The organism is Burkholderia ubonensis (genome assembly GCF_902833085.1).
Taxonomy (GTDB): Bacteria; Pseudomonadota; Gammaproteobacteria; order Burkholderiales; family Burkholderiaceae; genus Burkholderia; species Burkholderia ubonensis.
The window spans coordinates 132,280-145,854 of the sequence record NZ_CADFEB010000008.1 but is presented as its reverse complement, the minus strand read 5'-3'; the positions used below and the strand labels follow the sequence as shown (position 1 = coordinate 145,854).

The 13,575-nt window shown below is 69.7% G+C and carries 14 protein-coding genes and 2 pseudogenes; 8 read left to right on the top strand and 8 right to left on the bottom strand.

Annotated features, from left to right (window positions below):
- Positions 1 to 39 precede the first annotated feature (39 nt).
- The 5 genes from HWX31_RS22845 to HWX31_RS22825 all read right to left on the bottom strand — a co-directional run bounded on the left by HWX31_RS22845 (position 40) and on the right by HWX31_RS22825 (position 1,710).
- Complete coding sequence (locus tag HWX31_RS22845) at positions 40 to 579, bottom strand: A24 family peptidase (RefSeq protein WP_174964577.1); 540 nt, start codon at positions 577 to 579, stop codon at positions 40 to 42.
- 31 nt (positions 580 to 610) lie between these two features.
- Positions 611 to 832 carry a Flp family type IVb pilin gene (locus HWX31_RS22840; protein WP_244143814.1) on the bottom strand — a complete coding sequence of 74 codons (222 nt, stop codon included), beginning with the start codon at positions 830 to 832 and terminating at the stop codon, positions 611 to 613.
- A gap of 72 nt (positions 833 to 904) precedes the next feature.
- The gene (locus HWX31_RS22835) at positions 905 to 1,117 is read right to left on the bottom strand and encodes a Flp family type IVb pilin (protein WP_244143813.1); all 213 of its coding nucleotides are present in this window, start codon (positions 1,115 to 1,117) and stop codon (positions 905 to 907) included.
- Between the two features lie 89 nt (positions 1,118 to 1,206).
- Positions 1,207 to 1,377: a Flp family type IVb pilin gene (locus tag HWX31_RS22830; protein ID WP_174964576.1), complete on the bottom strand. Its 171-nt coding sequence runs from the start codon at positions 1,375 to 1,377 to the stop codon at positions 1,207 to 1,209.
- An 84-nt stretch (positions 1,378 to 1,461) separates the two neighbouring features.
- Positions 1,462 to 1,710: a hypothetical protein gene (locus HWX31_RS22825; protein ID WP_174964575.1), complete on the bottom strand. Its 249-nt coding sequence runs from the start codon at positions 1,708 to 1,710 to the stop codon at positions 1,462 to 1,464.
- A gap of 720 nt (positions 1,711 to 2,430) precedes the next feature.
- Between HWX31_RS22825 and HWX31_RS22820 the strand changes: the two genes are divergently transcribed.
- The 4 genes from HWX31_RS22820 to HWX31_RS22805 all read left to right on the top strand — a co-directional run bounded on the left by HWX31_RS22820 (position 2,431) and on the right by HWX31_RS22805 (position 6,560).
- The gene (locus HWX31_RS22820) at positions 2,431 to 3,669 is read left to right on the top strand and encodes a glycosyltransferase family 87 protein (protein WP_174964574.1); all 1,239 of its coding nucleotides are present in this window, start codon (positions 2,431 to 2,433) and stop codon (positions 3,667 to 3,669) included.
- Entirely contained in the window at positions 3,669 to 5,009 is a 1,341-nt protein-coding gene (locus tag HWX31_RS22815) for a glycosyltransferase family 87 protein (RefSeq protein ID WP_244143812.1), read from the top strand. Before HWX31_RS22820 ends, HWX31_RS22815 begins: the two co-directional genes overlap by 1 nt.
- Before the next feature lie 65 nt (positions 5,010 to 5,074).
- Entirely contained in the window at positions 5,075 to 6,139 is a 1,065-nt protein-coding gene (locus tag HWX31_RS22810) for a glycosyltransferase family 2 protein (RefSeq protein WP_174964572.1), read from the top strand.
- Between the two features lie 22 nt (positions 6,140 to 6,161).
- Positions 6,162 to 6,560, top strand: coding sequence for a GtrA family protein (locus tag HWX31_RS22805; protein WP_174964571.1), 399 nt, complete (start codon positions 6,162 to 6,164; stop codon positions 6,558 to 6,560).
- On the opposite strand, the gene HWX31_RS22800 is transcribed toward HWX31_RS22805, so the two are convergent.
- Positions 6,557 to 8,044 carry a sigma-54 dependent transcriptional regulator gene (locus HWX31_RS22800; RefSeq protein ID WP_059610889.1) on the bottom strand — a complete coding sequence of 496 codons (1,488 nt, stop codon included), beginning with the start codon at positions 8,042 to 8,044 and terminating at the stop codon, positions 6,557 to 6,559. The genes HWX31_RS22805 and HWX31_RS22800 overlap by 4 nt on opposite strands.
- 503 nt (positions 8,045 to 8,547) lie before the next feature.
- Positions 8,548 to 9,462: a metal-dependent hydrolase gene (locus tag HWX31_RS22795; protein ID WP_174964570.1), complete on the bottom strand. Its 915-nt coding sequence runs from the start codon at positions 9,460 to 9,462 to the stop codon at positions 8,548 to 8,550.
- Positions 9,463 to 9,964: 502 nt separating this feature from the next.
- Between HWX31_RS22795 and HWX31_RS22790 the strand changes: the two genes are divergently transcribed.
- The 4 genes and pseudogenes from HWX31_RS22790 to HWX31_RS35400 form a co-directional block, all read left to right on the top strand.
- A complete protein-coding gene (locus HWX31_RS22790; protein ID WP_059613377.1) occupies positions 9,965 to 10,306 on the top strand; it encodes an FKBP-type peptidyl-prolyl cis-trans isomerase in 342 nt (113 codons plus the stop codon).
- A 25-nt stretch (positions 10,307 to 10,331) separates the two neighbouring features.
- Positions 10,332 to 11,111, top strand: coding sequence for an AraC family transcriptional regulator (locus tag HWX31_RS22785; protein ID WP_174964569.1), 780 nt, complete (start codon positions 10,332 to 10,334; stop codon positions 11,109 to 11,111).
- Between the two features lie 131 nt (positions 11,112 to 11,242).
- Positions 11,243 to 12,283, top strand: a pseudogene (locus HWX31_RS22780) (MFS transporter); the annotation flags it as partial.
- 292 nt (positions 12,284 to 12,575) lie between these two features.
- Positions 12,576 to 12,773: pseudogene (locus tag HWX31_RS35400) on the top strand (MFS transporter); the annotation flags it as partial.
- A 252-nt stretch (positions 12,774 to 13,025) separates the two neighbouring features.
- Here the strand turns inward: HWX31_RS35400 and HWX31_RS22770 are convergent.
- Positions 13,026 to 13,496 carry a winged helix-turn-helix transcriptional regulator gene (locus HWX31_RS22770; RefSeq protein ID WP_174964568.1) on the bottom strand — a complete coding sequence of 157 codons (471 nt, stop codon included), beginning with the start codon at positions 13,494 to 13,496 and terminating at the stop codon, positions 13,026 to 13,028.
- Between the last annotated feature and the right edge of the window lie 79 nt (positions 13,497 to 13,575).

Genomic DNA, 13,575 nt, shown 5'->3' with positions numbered 1-13,575 from the left:
ATCGCTCCGTTGTCAGCATCGATTGCGCAGGCGGCCCGCCTACACGGCGGCCGCGAACAACATCCCCAGCGTGCCTGCGGCGATTGCAACGCCGTACGGCAACGCCCCCACCGACGCGACCTGCGCCGGCATCTCGGCCCCCAGGCCCTGCTGCCTGAGCGCGCTGCGCGCGAGCAGGTAGCGGATGTTCGCGAACAGCTGCCGCGCGCGGCCTCGCCACACCACCACCGCCAGCGCGCCGACGCCGCCCGCGACGAAGGTCGCGAGCACGATCCAGACCGCGAGCGCGGGGCCGACCCACGCGCCGATCGTCAGCATCAGCTTCACGTCGCCGGCCGCCATCCCGTGCATCAGGTACAGCGGCAGCAGCAGCGCGAGCCCGGTCGCGGCGCCGGCGAGCCATGCGAGCACACCGGCCCACGGCCCGAGCAGCACGCACTGCGCGACCAGCGCGCCGCCGAGCCCGACTGCGAGCAGGCGGTTCGGAATGCGACGGCACGTCAGGTCCGTGCTCGCCGCGACGACCACGAGCGTCGTGACGCACAGCGGAATCGGGTGGGGCGGCATGACAGGCAACATGGCTGGCCTCTTCGATCGTGGGTGGGATGATTCAGGTCGCGGCCGTGATGCGGGCCGCAACGTCCAGGTAAAGACCGTCGAGCGTCGTGCCGAGCGTCGTCACGGCAATGACGATGGCCATCGCGATCAGCGACGCCAGCAACGCGTATTCGATCGCCGTGACCCCGCCCCTGTCGTCAATCCATCTCGCTACCGCCTTGATTCCCGTTCGCATGGCGATCTCCGTTTCTTCAGTATTCGTGCCGCTGCACATGCGCGACGTGTCTGCCGATACACGTCCGGGCTGGCCTGCCCGGACGCCAGACCGTGCGCCATGTCATGTGCGCTACAGTTCGTTCCCTATGGTCGTGAACACTCCGTTCAGGTCCTGGCCGACGAGCTGCACGGCGCCGATGATCACCACCGCGATCAACGCGGCGATCAGGCCGTACTCGATCGCCGTGACGCCGCTGTCGTCCCGAAGGAAACCCGAGCGGTGCACACGGGCCAGCAGCTGACGCAAACTGCCGGAGTGCTGCACAAGGACTGTCTGCTTCATGACATGCTCCTCATCGCGTACCAAAGACATCACTCATCGAATCGAGGAAATGACGGGCGAATCAACCGTGAACTCGCCCGTCGGCGGGTTCACAGTTCGTTGCCGATCGTCGTAAAGACGCCATTGAGATCCTGGCCGACGATCTTCACCGCGCCGATGATGACGACGGCAATCAATGCGGCGATCAGGCCGTACTCGATGGCGGTCACGCCGTCTTCGTCACGGGCGAACTGCTTCAGTTGCTGAACGAGCTTGGACATGTTTTCTCTCCCTTGGGATAGCTAAACAAAACCCCTTGCCACCATTGACTCGGGGGACCTACCTGCTGCTGGCACTGCAAAAAATCAGAACGTGAAGATCGGCCGCATCGGCACGGGCGCGCGGGCGCACATGCCCTTGCGGGCCGTTTCGACGAACGAGGAACTGCCGCTCGGGTGCGCATGCGTGGCGATCTGCCGGATGCGCTTGCCGCCCGAAGCGGACTGGAGGCCGGTCGACGCACGCCGGCCGGACGAATGAAGCGCAGTCGCCCGGCGTGGCGCCGTTGCGCTGCGTTGGCGGCTCGCGAGCCGCGGCGTGGCTTGGTCCATCATTTTGTTACCCCCGACTTCGGTCCTGCTCCTTGTTCTGGCGACCGGACGATGCCGGCGCCCCGCTGGCCAGACGGCGACTTGCCCAGTGAGACCGGATGCGGCGCTGTTCTGCACGGCTCCGGACTCCAACCCCGTGGGCGGCGCCGGCGTCGATCCTGGTGTAGTCGATGTCTGGATCGGCCGGACGTCACGTCGTCGACTTCCGCGAGTCAGCTATCGCAAAGAGCGGGCCAGCCTGCCCCCGATCCCGCCCGCACAAGGGGTTCGGGTCGGGGGGTGGTCGAACGGGGGGAGCGCGGCCGGCCGGAAGTTGCGCTTCTGATACATCCGCGCCGCCGCGCGCAGCGGCACGACCCGCGCAGAGCCCCGCCGGACAAGGCTCAAAAAATTTTCTCGGGATTTTCCCGGATCGCGCCGCCCGCGAGCGCACGGCAGCCGGTGTACAGGTTTGCATCGGCCGGCCATGCGAAATGTTTCATGTCCGTAACACCGAGGCCCGATTCGTCCTATCACGAACCCGCCGCCGGCCCGTTTTCGCCTGATTTTCCTTTTTTAAACACCCGGTTAAACCGGGGGCGATTTGCATCGCCGGGCGTTTTTTTCTAACAATGGAATGGCCGGACGCTGCCAGAAAGCGAACACGCTTCGAAGTCCGTGCGATACCACACGATACCAACGGGCTGCATCGACGATGCAGCCCCCACCTGCAGGCGGGGCATCATGTACGTAGCCAATCGGGGAGCGCGCTGGCGCGCGCTGCGCTGCACACAGTGGCTGACGGCCGAGCGGATCGTGCCGTACAGCTGCGCGATGCTGCTGCTCATCGCGCTCACGCTCGGCGCATGGGCGTGGACGACGCACGGCTTCAGCGCCAACACGGCGGTGCGCCCGGGCGTCGACTTCGCGGTGTTCTGGACGGCCTCCGACCTGATCCTGCACGGACAGGTCGGCTCGATCTACGATTTCAGCTTCTTCACGCAAGCCGAACTGCTGCGGTTCGGCGCGTACCTGCATCGCGGCTTCCTGCCGTGGCTGTATCCGCCGACGATGCTGCTGCTCGTCGTGCCGCTCGCTTTCGTGCCGTTTCTGCCCGCTTTTTTCCTCTTTTTCGCGGGCAGCTTTCTATGCTATGCGCGAGGCGTCGCCGGCCTGTCCGGGCTGCGCGCGCACCTCTCGCAACCGAGCGCCGTCACGCTCGCGCTGCTGGCGTTCCCCGGCGTGTTCGTCGCGATCGCGAGCGGCCAGAACGGCCTGCTCACCGCCGGCATCGCGGCGCTCGCGCTGCGCCATCTCGAACGGCGGCCGGTCGCAGCCGGCCTGCTCGTCAGCCTGCTTGCGGTCAAGCCGCAGCTCGCCGTGCTGTTTCCGCTCGTGCTGATCGCCACGCGCGCGTGGCGGGCGTTTGCCGCCGCCGCAGCCGGCTCCGCGCTGTTCGCGGCAGCCAGCGTCGCGCTCGGCGGCGCCGCCGCGCTGCGCGGCTTCGCGAACGGCATGACGACGGTGCGCGAGATGATCGTCGAGCACGGCGTGGGGTACTGGCTGGTGTCGCCGTCGCCGTTCGCGGCGCTGCGGCTCGCCGGCGCGTCGCCGACTATCGCGTACGCGGCGCAGGCCGCGATCGCGCTGGTCGCCGCGACGGCCGCGGTTGCCGTGTGGCGCCGCACGCGCGACATGCGCCTGCGCGGCGCGGCGCTCGCGGCCGCGACGCTGCTGACGACGCCGTACCTGTGGCACTACGAACTGCCGTGGCTCGGCATCGCGGTGTTCTGCGTCGTCGCGTACGGCCTCGACGAAGGCTGGCTGCCCGGCGACCAGCCGGTGGTCGTGCTCGCGTGGCTGCTGCCCGCGTTCGAGTTCGTCAACCGCCTGTTCCTGCTGCCGCAAATCGGCCCGGTCGTGCTGCTGAGCCTGCTGTTCGTCGTCCTGCGCCGCGCGTCGCTCGCGCCGGGAGCCGCATGATGCAGCTCCGTCACTCCGGCCGCGACGCGCTGCCCGCGTTCGACGCGCATCCCGAACTGCCGGCGGCCGGCCCGCGCCGCCGGCCCCACTGGCTCACGCTGCGCCGCGTGCGCGCATATGCGTGCGCCGCGCTGTGCTGCTACCTGCTGTTCGCCGGAATCTACGTCGTGCGCCTGCTGGGCCCGCACGGCGACACGCTGACGCCGCCCGCGTCCGATTTCGCGTCGGCCTGGAGCGCGGCGTGGCTCGCCGCGCACGGGCGCGCGCTCGACGCATGGCACGGCGCGGCGCTGCGCGCGGTCGAGGCGCAGGCGATTCCGTCGCTGCACGGCGCGCCGGCCGCGATGCCGTGGCTCTACCCGCCCGGCACGCTGTGGATGGCGATGCCGCTCGGCTGGCTGCCCTACGCGCTCGCGGCGGCCCTGTGGCTCGGCGGAGGGTATGCGCTGTTCGTCGCCACGAGCCGCCTGATCGTGCAGCGCCGCTCCGCCGCGCTATGCGCGTGGGCGTTTCCCGGCGCGTTCCTCGCGACCCTCGCCGGGCAGGACGCGCTCGTCACCGCATCGCTCGCCGGCTTCGGGCTGTTGCTGCTGCAGCGGCGCCCGCTCGCCGCCGGCGTCTGCTTCGGGCTGCTGAGCATGAAGCCGCAGCTCGCCGCGCTGTTCCCGCTCGCGCTGCTGTGCGCCGCGCAATGGCGCGCGCTCGCCGCATGGGCCGCGACCGTCGCCGGCATCGCCGCGCTCGCGACGCTCGCGTTCGGCCCGGATGCGTGGCTCGCGTTCGCGCAGGCGATCGACGACGTGCGCCGGGCGGCCGGCGCCGCCCCCGCGCTGCTCGCGCGCATGCCGACCGCGCAGGCGATGGCGGCGCTGGCCGGCTGGCCGCCGTTCGTCGCGCGGACGCTGCAGGCGCTGTCGATCGTGTGCGCGGCGGCGGCCGTCGTCTACGCATGGCGCGGCAGCTGCACCTATGCGCTGCGCGCCGCGACGCTCGTCTGCGCGAGCCTGCTGGCCGGCCCGTCGCTGATCGACTGCGATCTCGCGTGGTACGGCATCGTGATCGCGTGGTATGCGCGTCACGCGTTCGCGTTCGGCTGGCGGCGCTTCGACCGCGAATGGCTCGCGCTGCTGTGGGCCGCGCCGCTGGCGAGCCTCGCCATCGCGCATCTGCACGTGCAGTTCATGCCGCTCGTCACGGCCGTGTCGCTGCTGCTGCTCGTTGCGCGCATCGCGCACGAACGCCACGACGCGCCGTGCATGCCGGACGCGCACGACAGCGCGACCGACACCGATTTCACGCACGCCGTGCGGCCGCGCCACGCGGCGCCGCGGCTTCATTGATTCGACCGCCCGGCCGCTGCCGTCCGGCAGCCGGCACCGAAGCGGCATACACAGGGGGAAACGTCATGCGGGCTCAACCACATACACCACTCGTCTCGTTGGTCGTGCCGTTCTACAACGAAGGCGAGGCCGTCGGGCACTTCTTCGACGTCGTGATTCCGCTGATGGCCGGAATCGACGGAATCCGCTTCGAGATCGTGTGCGTCAACGACGGCAGCCGCGACGACACGCTCGAGCGCCTGATCGCGATCGGCGCGAAGGACCGCCGCGTGCGCGTGATCGACCTCACGCGCAATTTCGGCAAGGAAGCGGCGCTCACGGCGGGCCTCGACGAAGCGGTCGGCGACGCGGTGATTCCGATCGACGCGGACCTGCAGGACCCGCCGAGCCTGATCCCGGTGATGATCGATCACTGGCGCAACGGCGCGGAAGTCGTTGCCGCGCGGCGCACCAACCGCGCGTGCGATTCGTTCGCGAAGCGCACCGCCGCCGCCCTCTACTACCGCGTGCACAACGCGCTGTCGGAAGTGAAGCTGCCGGAAAACGTCGGCGATTTCCGGCTGATGGACCGCCAGGTCGTCAACGCGCTGCGCAGCCTGCCGGAGCGGCGCCGCTTCATGAAGGGCCTGTTCGCGTGGGTGGGCTTTCGCACCGTGATCGTCGACTACGAGCGCGAAGCGCGCAGCGCCGGCAAGTCGAAATTCTCCGGCTGGAAGCTGTGGAATTTCGCGCTGGAGGGCATCACGAGCTTCAGCACGGTGCCGCTGCGCAGCTGGACCTACATCGGGCTCGGCATCGCCGCGCTCGCGTTCGTGTACGGCACGTTCATCGTCGCGCGCACGCTCATGTTCGGCAATCCGGTGCCCGGCTACGCGTCGCTGATCTCGGCGATGCTGTTCATCAGCGGCATCGAGTTGATCGGGATCGGCGTCGTCGGCGAATATATCGGACGCATCTACTACGAATCGAAGGAACGGCCCGTCTATCTCGTGCGCCGCCGCTACCAGGCGCGCAGCAAGGTGACGGCGCTGCCCGTGTCGCGCGACTCGCTGCGCCAGGCGGCGGCCACCGCGCGCGCCGACCTTGCGCGCCGCCGCGCGCTGACGCGTCATCGCGTCGCCGCGCACTGAACGCCGCGCACGGAACACTGCCATGGAGATCCAGGTGATTCGCGCCCTCTACGCCGCCGAACGCGGGCGGCTCATCCGCTTCGGCGTGTCGGGCCTCTGCTCGACCGCGATCCACACGCTCATCGCGTCGGCGATGTTCGCGCTGGCCGATGCGACGCCCGTGACCGCGAACGCGGTCGCGTTCGTCTGCGCGACCGTGTTCTCGTATCTCGCCAACACGCTGTGGAGTTTCTCGTCGACCGTGCAATGGAGCAACCTCGCACGCTTCCTCGCGGTCGCGGTGTCGGGGCTGGTCGAGACGATGCTGCTCGCACGCGGCACCGAGGCGCTCGGTCTCGCCGCCGGATGGAGCATCGTCGCGGTCGTGCTGTTCGTGCCGCCGGTCACGTTCGTGCTGCACCGGCTGTGGACTTATCGCTAGCCGACCCGGCGATGGCCCTCGTCGCCTGACGGCGGCTCGGTCGGCGCGCCGTCCTTGCCGCCGTCGCCGTTGTCGTGATCGCTGAGGCCGTGCTCGATCATCATCCGGTAGAGCGTCACGCGCGAAATGCCGAGTTCGGCGGCCGCCTTGTTGATCCGGTGATCGTTGCGCAGCAGCGCATTCTCGATCGCCGTGCGCTCCGCGAGCGCGCGCGCCTGTTCGAGCGTCACGGGCTCGGCTTCGCCCGGGGTCTCGAGCCCGAGGTCGTGCGGCGTCAGCAGCCGGCTCTCGGCCATCACGATGCCGCGCCGCACGCGGTTGATCAGCTCGCGCACGTTGCCCGGCCACTCGTAGCGCCGCATCGCGTCGAGCGCGGCCGACGTGAAGCCGCTGATCTTGCGGCCGCTGTCCGCCTTGTATTTCTGCAGCACGTAATGCGCGAGGATGTCGATGTCCTTGCCGCGCGCGCGCAGCGGCGGCTCGTGGATACGCAGCACGCACAGCCGGTGATAGAGGTCCGCGCGGAACCGCCCGGACTCGACCGCGCCGTCGAGATCCACGTGCGTCGCCGACACGATCCGCACGTTGACCTGTATCGACTCCTGGCCGCCGAGCCGTTCGATCCTGCCCTCCTGCAGGAAGCGCAGCATGCTCGCCTGGCTTTCGAGCGGCATGTCGCCGATCTCGTCGAGGAACAGCGTGCCGCCGTCGGCCGACTCGATCCGCCCGGCGCGCCGCTGGTTCGCGCCGGTGAACGCGCCGCGTTCGTAGCCGAACAGCTCCGATTGCAGCAGGTGGTGCGGAATCGCGCCGCAGTTGATCGCGACGAACGGCCCCTTGGCGCGCGCGGAACGTTCATGGATCGCGAGCGCGGTGAGTTCCTTGCCGGTGCCGGATTCCCCGGAGATGAACACGCTCGCGTCGGTCTTCGCGACCTTGCGGATCGTGCTGAACAGCTGCTGCATCGCCTCGCAGTTGCCGATCATCCCGTGTTCGCCGATCGACGCCGCATAGGCCGCGCCGTCGACGCGATCGAGCGCCGCCATGCCGCGCGCATGGCCGAGCACGTGCGAGATCCATTCGTACGGCAGCGGCAGTGTCACGTAATCGAAACAATAGCTGCGGATCAGCTCGCGCACCGCCTGGCCGATCGACACGCCGGCCTGCGCGACCGAGATCCAGCCGATCGCCGGCAGGCTCAGGCACGCCTTCAGCGCGGGGAAATCGCGCGACGTGAAGCCGGTGAAATCGATCAGGCCCGCCGCGACGCCCGCGCTGGACGTCATGTTCTGCGCGGCGCCGGCCGACTTCGCGACCGCGATCTCCCAGCCGAGCGAGCGCAGCTGCGCGAGCAGCGGCTCGTCGGGCGACTTCGCAATCACGAACAGCTTGCGCCCGGCCTCGGGCGCGGTGATGGATACCGGCGGCGCGTCGGATCCGGCGGACGCCGCCCCCCTGGTTGCATCGGGTGACTTTGACACCATCGTTGTTCCCCGCTCTGCGTTGGTTGCGCGCTTCGGCTCGCCGCCGTGGCGCGCGACAGACCAGACGATCGAACCGACATATTCGCCGTATTTCCGTCTGAATAAAATACCCCGGCGCAATAATTGCATCGGTTCGAAGCCTGCCTTAAGCGGTATATCGGCGCCGGCACGGTGCGGCTAGATGGGTGTAATCCCGGTGGCACGGCGGCCGCGAAACGGGCTGGCGTCGCGCGGTTGCGGCCGGGATGTGGGGGTCGGCTCAGGGTCAGGGGCGGGCGCGAAGGCGCAGGGTCGCGCGGCCGGCGCCGTCCGCTATGCGCCGGGCATGGCGGCGTCCGCCGTGTCCGCGATGCCCGCGACCGTCGATTTCGGTTCCGATCCGAAGCAGGCAAACGCGATCGGGGGCGGATCGCGGCGATTGACCGAGGTCAATCGTCAGACGCAGCCGACTGATGTGCGGACGCAACACCGCGCCCTCGGCACTCAATGCCGATCAGCACCCTTCAGCGCCCGGACGCCAGCGGCGCGAGCGCGCGGCCACGGCCGGGCGACGTGCCGTCGTGCTCCCCGTACGCGGCGACGAGCGCGTCGACGCGGGCGAGATGGTGGCGGTTGTCGTGATCCCACGGATGGAAACCGGGCCGCAAGAAGCTCAGCCATTCGCGCGCGATGCGCGGAAACAACCCGTGGCGCGGCCCGTACAGGAACGCGATCATGCTCAGCGTCCCGCGCACACGGTGGCGCCGGGCGGCCGGGTCGCGCCGCAGCAGCGCGCGGTGCATCAGGTACACCGTCGGCCAGAACGTCAGCGTCGTCGCCAGGAACACGCCGATGCGCACGCAGTAGCGCCGCGCGCCCGGCTTCATCACCGCGGTCCACACGTCGAACGACACCGACTTGTGCTCGGTTTCCTCGAGCGCATGCCAGATCCACATCTGCCGGTAGCCGTCGACCGAGCCGGCCAGCCGCGACGGATCGCGCAGGATCCAGTCGGCGAGCATCGCCGTGTAATGCTCGGCGGCGACCGTGTGCGCGAGCTGCACCGAATGCGGCAGCGTGCGCTTCAGGTAGCCGAGCACCGCCCAGACACGCTTGTCGAGCTTGCGCGCCGGCAGCCGGTTCGCCTGCAGCAGCTCGTTGTATTCGACGTGCTCGCGCGTGTGCATCGCCTCCTGTCCGATGAAGCCGAGCACCTGGCGCTTGAGCACCGGATCGTCGATGCGGTCGCGGTAATGGCGCACCGAATCCATGAAGAAGCGCTCACCGGCCGGAAACAGCAGCGACAGCGCGTTGAAGAAATGGGTGACGTGCGGCCCCTTGCCGTGCCAGTCCTTCGCGCGCTCGACCGGCAGGTCGAAACGCAGGTCGCGGCGCACCGGCATCACGTTGGCCGCGGTGGCGGAAGCGGCTGATTTCATGTTGGTTCGTCTCCTGTCCCATGCTGCGTGCACGGGTCTCGTGCCATGCCGCTCCGGGCCGGTCCACGACATCGGCGATCTTGACATTGATAGATGTAAAGATAGGTCGCGGCGACCCGCACACGCAAGCCGCGCGGTAGACGCGCGCTTCCAAACACCTTGCGGTGCAAGCGACGGAACAAGCGGCGCGGAAACGACGCGCATCGACAGGGAAATTCGAACGCGCGCCCGGCGTCGCCGGACTGCTCGCGCAGGCGCTGCAACGGATGCACGCACCGATGCGGCAACGGATTCATACGCGCACCTCGGCCGTGCGCCGCGATGCGGGCCATGCGGCCGCCGATCGATTCGGATCGATTCAAACGGGCCGGTGAAGCGACGCGCCGGCACACGGCGGGAAGCGCACCGTCGACCGCGCGCCGACGCCCTGCCCGCGCGTGCGGCGGCGCGGCGTCCGCTCGCCTACAATAGCGGTTTCACCCAACCCCATTCAGGAGCAGTCATGGCAGTCATCACGACCGATACGGGCCTCAAGTACGAAGATCTCACCGAAGGCACCGGCGCCGAGGCGCAAGCAGGTCAAACGGTCAGCGTGCATTACACGGGCTGGCTGACCGACGGCCAGAAATTCGATTCGAGCAAGGACCGCAACGACCCGTTCGCGTTCGTGCTCGGCGGCGGCATGGTCATCAAGGGCTGGGACGAAGGCGTGCAGGGCATGAAGGTCGGCGGCGTGCGCCGCCTGACGATTCCGCCGCAACTCGGCTACGGTCCGCGCGGCGCGGGCGGCGTGATTCCGCCGAACGCGACGCTCGTGTTCGAGGTCGAGCTGCTCGACGTCTGACGCCCCACGGTCCGCCGTCCGCCCGATGGAACGCGTCGCGTCCCCCACCCTTGCGCTGCGCCGCTACGACGCGTCGGAAGCGTCGGACCTGCACGACTTCCACCAGGTCGTACTCGGTGTGGACGGCGCGATGGTGATGGCGGTGGACGGCGTCGGCCAGCGCATCGACCGGCATGCCGCGTGGCTGATTCCGGCCGGTTCGCGCCACGATTACGCGGGCCTCGGCGACAACCGCCAGCTCGTGCTCGACCTGCCCGCGTCGTCGCTCGCGGTGCCGCGGCGGCTGTTCGACGGCGCGCGCGCCGTGTCGGTCGATCCGGGCCTGACGGCGCTGGTCGCGCGGGTCGCGGCCGCCGCCGAACGGCTCGACGCCGCGGCCGGCGACGCGCAGCGCGCGGCCGCGCATCGTTTCCAGTGGCAGGCCGCCGCGCAGCTGTGCGGCGCGCTGCTGGACAACGGCAGCCTCACAGCGGCAGCGCCCGCGGCGGGCCTCGATTTCGCGCGCATCGACCAGTGGCTGCGCGCGCGGCTCGCCGAGCCGCTGCGCATCGCCGATCTGGCCGCGCATTGCGGCTACGGGATGCGCCGGTTTCATCAACTGTTCGTCGACGCGTTCGGCGAAACCCCGCACCGCTACCTGCAAAGGCTGCGTCTCGACGCGGCGGTAGTCCTGCTCGCCGACGGCCGGCACCCGCTCGCGGATATCGCCGGGCAGGTCGGCTTCGCCGACCAGAGCGCGTTCACGCACGCGTTCACGAAACGGTTCGGTATCGCGCCGGGCCGCTGGCGCGGCGATCGTCATTGAGCGGCTGATTCGCGCTTCAACCCCGGTGCGTCGCCGTTCGCGTCCCGCCGCATCGCCTCCGACCCTGACGACGCATCGACACTTCGCGCCGGCGTGAAACGTCGCTCGCCCATGCGTTCTACGATGAACGCATGAACAGCCGGTCCCCCGCTCCCGCCTTCCCGCCCGCGCTCGCGCGCATCGTCGCAACCGTCAGCGCCGGCTTCGTCGTCACGCAGCTCGACGTGACGATCGTGAACATCGCGCTCGCGCATCTCGCCGGTGATCTGCATCTGTCGGTCGCCGGCCTGCAATGGGTCGTCGATGCGTATACGCTCGCGTTCGCGGTGCTGATGCTGTCGGGCGGCGCGCTCGGCGACCGCTTCGGCGCACGGCGCATGTATGGCGCCGGCCTCGCGCTGTTCGCGATCGCGTCGCTCGCGTGCGGCGCCGCCACCCGCCCCGCGATGCTGATCGCCGCCCGCGCGCTGCAGGGCGTCGGCGCCGCCGCGATGCTGCCCAACTCGCTCGCGCTGCTCAACGACGCGAGCCGTCACGATCCGCGGCTGCGCGCGCGGGCGGTCGGCTGGTGGACCGCCGCCGGCGCGATCTCGATCGCCGCGGGCCCGGTGGTCGGCGGCCTGCTGATCGCCGCCTGGGGCTGGCGCAGCATCTTCCTCGTCAATCTGCCGCTGTGCGCGGCCGGGCTCGCGGCGACGCTCGCGTGGGTGCCGGCAAAGCGGCAGGCGGCGGCGCTCCCGAACGGCAAGCACGGCACGCACGCGCTCGACCTGCGCGGCCAGGCGCTCGCGATCCTGATGCTGACCGCGCTGACCGGCGCCGTGATCGAGTGGCGGCCGCTCGGCTTCGCGCATCCGGTCGTGGCCGGCGGCTTCGCGCTGGCGGCGCTCGCCGCGCTCGCCTTCGTCGCGGCCGAATCGCACGCCACGGCGCCGATGCTGCCGCTGGCGCTGTTTCGGCGCCGCACGTTCAGCGCGGCCGTGCTGTTCGGGATCTGCGTGAACCTCACGTACTACGGCACCGTCTTCGTGCTCGCGCTGTACCTGCAGCGCGTGCGTGGCGAATCGCCGTTGCAGGCCGGCCTCGCGTTCCTGCCGCTGACGGGCGGCTTCCTGCTGTCGAACCTCGCGAGCGGCCGCGCGGTCGCGCGTCACGGCCCGCGCCTGCCGATGCCAGGGCCTGTTCCCGCTAATAACGGGCTTGCGAACGTGCCTTGCCGGTCGTAGTGCAAGGAGCAAGGAGCGCCGTTTGGCCGAGCCAAACAAGCGACGCGCGACGCCGCAATACGGCCGGCAAGGCACGTTCCCGTGATTAAAAAATTCATTTGTGGGGCTGGCCGCCAGAAGGGCCGATCGCCGCGTCATGCTCCTTGCGAATACGCCCGGTATTCGCTACGTCCCATTCCTTGCGCTCGGCCCTTCTGGCGGCCAGCGCAAGCCCGTTATTAGCGGGAACAGGCCCTGGGGCGCACTCGTCGCCGCGCTCGGCTATGGCGCGCTGCACTTCGTCGATGCGTCGACGCCGCTGGCCGCGCTGCTCGTGCCGTTTCTGCTGATTCCGGCCGGCATGGGCTTCGCGGTGCCCGCGATGACGACGGCCGTGCTCGCGTCGGTCGAACCCGAACGCGCGGGCGTCGCGTCCGCCGTGCTGAACACCGCGCGACAGGCCGGCGGTGCGATGGGCGTCGCGGCGTTCGGCGCGCTCGCCGGCGGCGGCGCGCCGCACGTCGTGGGCGGGCTCAGAGCCTCGGTCGCCGTATCGGCCGCGCTGCTGGTCGTGGCGGCGCTGCTGGCCACGATCGTCCGGCCGGACGCGCATGGCGTGCCGCGCGGCGGTCGCGCGGCGCGGGCCATCGAGTGACGGCAAGCGGTCCTTGAACGATGCCGGCCGAATGCCGGAAATGAATGCGCCGCGTCAGCGCGGCGTTGCAGCATCGCCGCCGCCGACCTTCCTGACGACCGTCTCCGCCGCCTTCAGCGGCCGGCCGTCGTCGTGACGCAGCGCCAGCTTGCGGATCGCGCGGCCGGTCTGGCGGTCGACCAGCACCGAATGCGGCTCGCCGCGCTCGAACAGGTTCGCTTCGCCCCACTGGCGCAGCATCACGATCACCGGAAACAGCCCCTCGCCCTTCTTCGTCAGCGCGTACTCCTGGTACGCGGTGCCGTCCGACGCCGGCACGACCTCGAACACGCCGGCCTCCACCAGCATCCTGAGCCGGTCCGACAGGATGTTGCTCGCCACGCCGAGGCTCGCACGGAAATCGCCGAAGCGTCGCACGCCGTCGAACGCGTCGCGCACGATCAGGAGCGCCCACCGGTCGCCGACGATGTCGGTCGCCCGCGCCACCGGGCACGGCGAATCCGCAAGACTTTTCTGCTTGGCCATCCGTTCCTCCGCTCACACGTCAACAAGTTGCATTTTAAAACTTCTTTTCCTACACTCACACAAGTTTCAAATTGCAACT

Bases quoted from the DNA above. Each gene is read 5' to 3' on its own strand.
- HWX31_RS22770 (WP_174964568.1), bottom strand. From the start codon at position 13,496: ATGGCCAAGCAGAAAAGTCTTGCGGATTCGCCGTGCCCGGTGGCGCGG.
- HWX31_RS22800 (WP_059610889.1), bottom strand. From the start codon at position 8,044: ATGGTGTCAAAGTCACCCGATGCAACCAGGGGGGCGGCGTCCGCCGGA.
- HWX31_RS22840 (WP_244143814.1), bottom strand. From the start codon at position 832: ATGTGCAGCGGCACGAATACTGAAGAAACGGAGATCGCCATGCGAACG.
- HWX31_RS22815 (WP_244143812.1), top strand. From the start codon at position 3,669: ATGCAGCTCCGTCACTCCGGCCGCGACGCGCTGCCCGCGTTCGACGCG.
- HWX31_RS22835 (WP_244143813.1), bottom strand. From the start codon at position 1,117: ATGAAGCAGACAGTCCTTGTGCAGCACTCCGGCAGTTTGCGTCAGCTG.
- HWX31_RS22810 (WP_174964572.1), top strand. From the start codon at position 5,075: ATGCGGGCTCAACCACATACACCACTCGTCTCGTTGGTCGTGCCGTTC.
- HWX31_RS22795 (WP_174964570.1), bottom strand. From the start codon at position 9,462: ATGAAATCAGCCGCTTCCGCCACCGCGGCCAACGTGATGCCGGTGCGC.
- HWX31_RS22790 (WP_059613377.1), top strand. From the start codon at position 9,965: ATGGCAGTCATCACGACCGATACGGGCCTCAAGTACGAAGATCTCACC.
- HWX31_RS22825 (WP_174964575.1), bottom strand. From the start codon at position 1,710: ATGATGGACCAAGCCACGCCGCGGCTCGCGAGCCGCCAACGCAGCGCA.
- HWX31_RS22785 (WP_174964569.1), top strand. From the start codon at position 10,332: ATGGAACGCGTCGCGTCCCCCACCCTTGCGCTGCGCCGCTACGACGCG.
- HWX31_RS22845 (WP_174964577.1), bottom strand. From the start codon at position 579: ATGTTGCCTGTCATGCCGCCCCACCCGATTCCGCTGTGCGTCACGACG.
- HWX31_RS22830 (WP_174964576.1), bottom strand. From the start codon at position 1,377: ATGTCCAAGCTCGTTCAGCAACTGAAGCAGTTCGCCCGTGACGAAGAC.
- HWX31_RS22820 (WP_174964574.1), top strand. From the start codon at position 2,431: ATGTACGTAGCCAATCGGGGAGCGCGCTGGCGCGCGCTGCGCTGCACA.
- HWX31_RS22805 (WP_174964571.1), top strand. From the start codon at position 6,162: ATGGAGATCCAGGTGATTCGCGCCCTCTACGCCGCCGAACGCGGGCGG.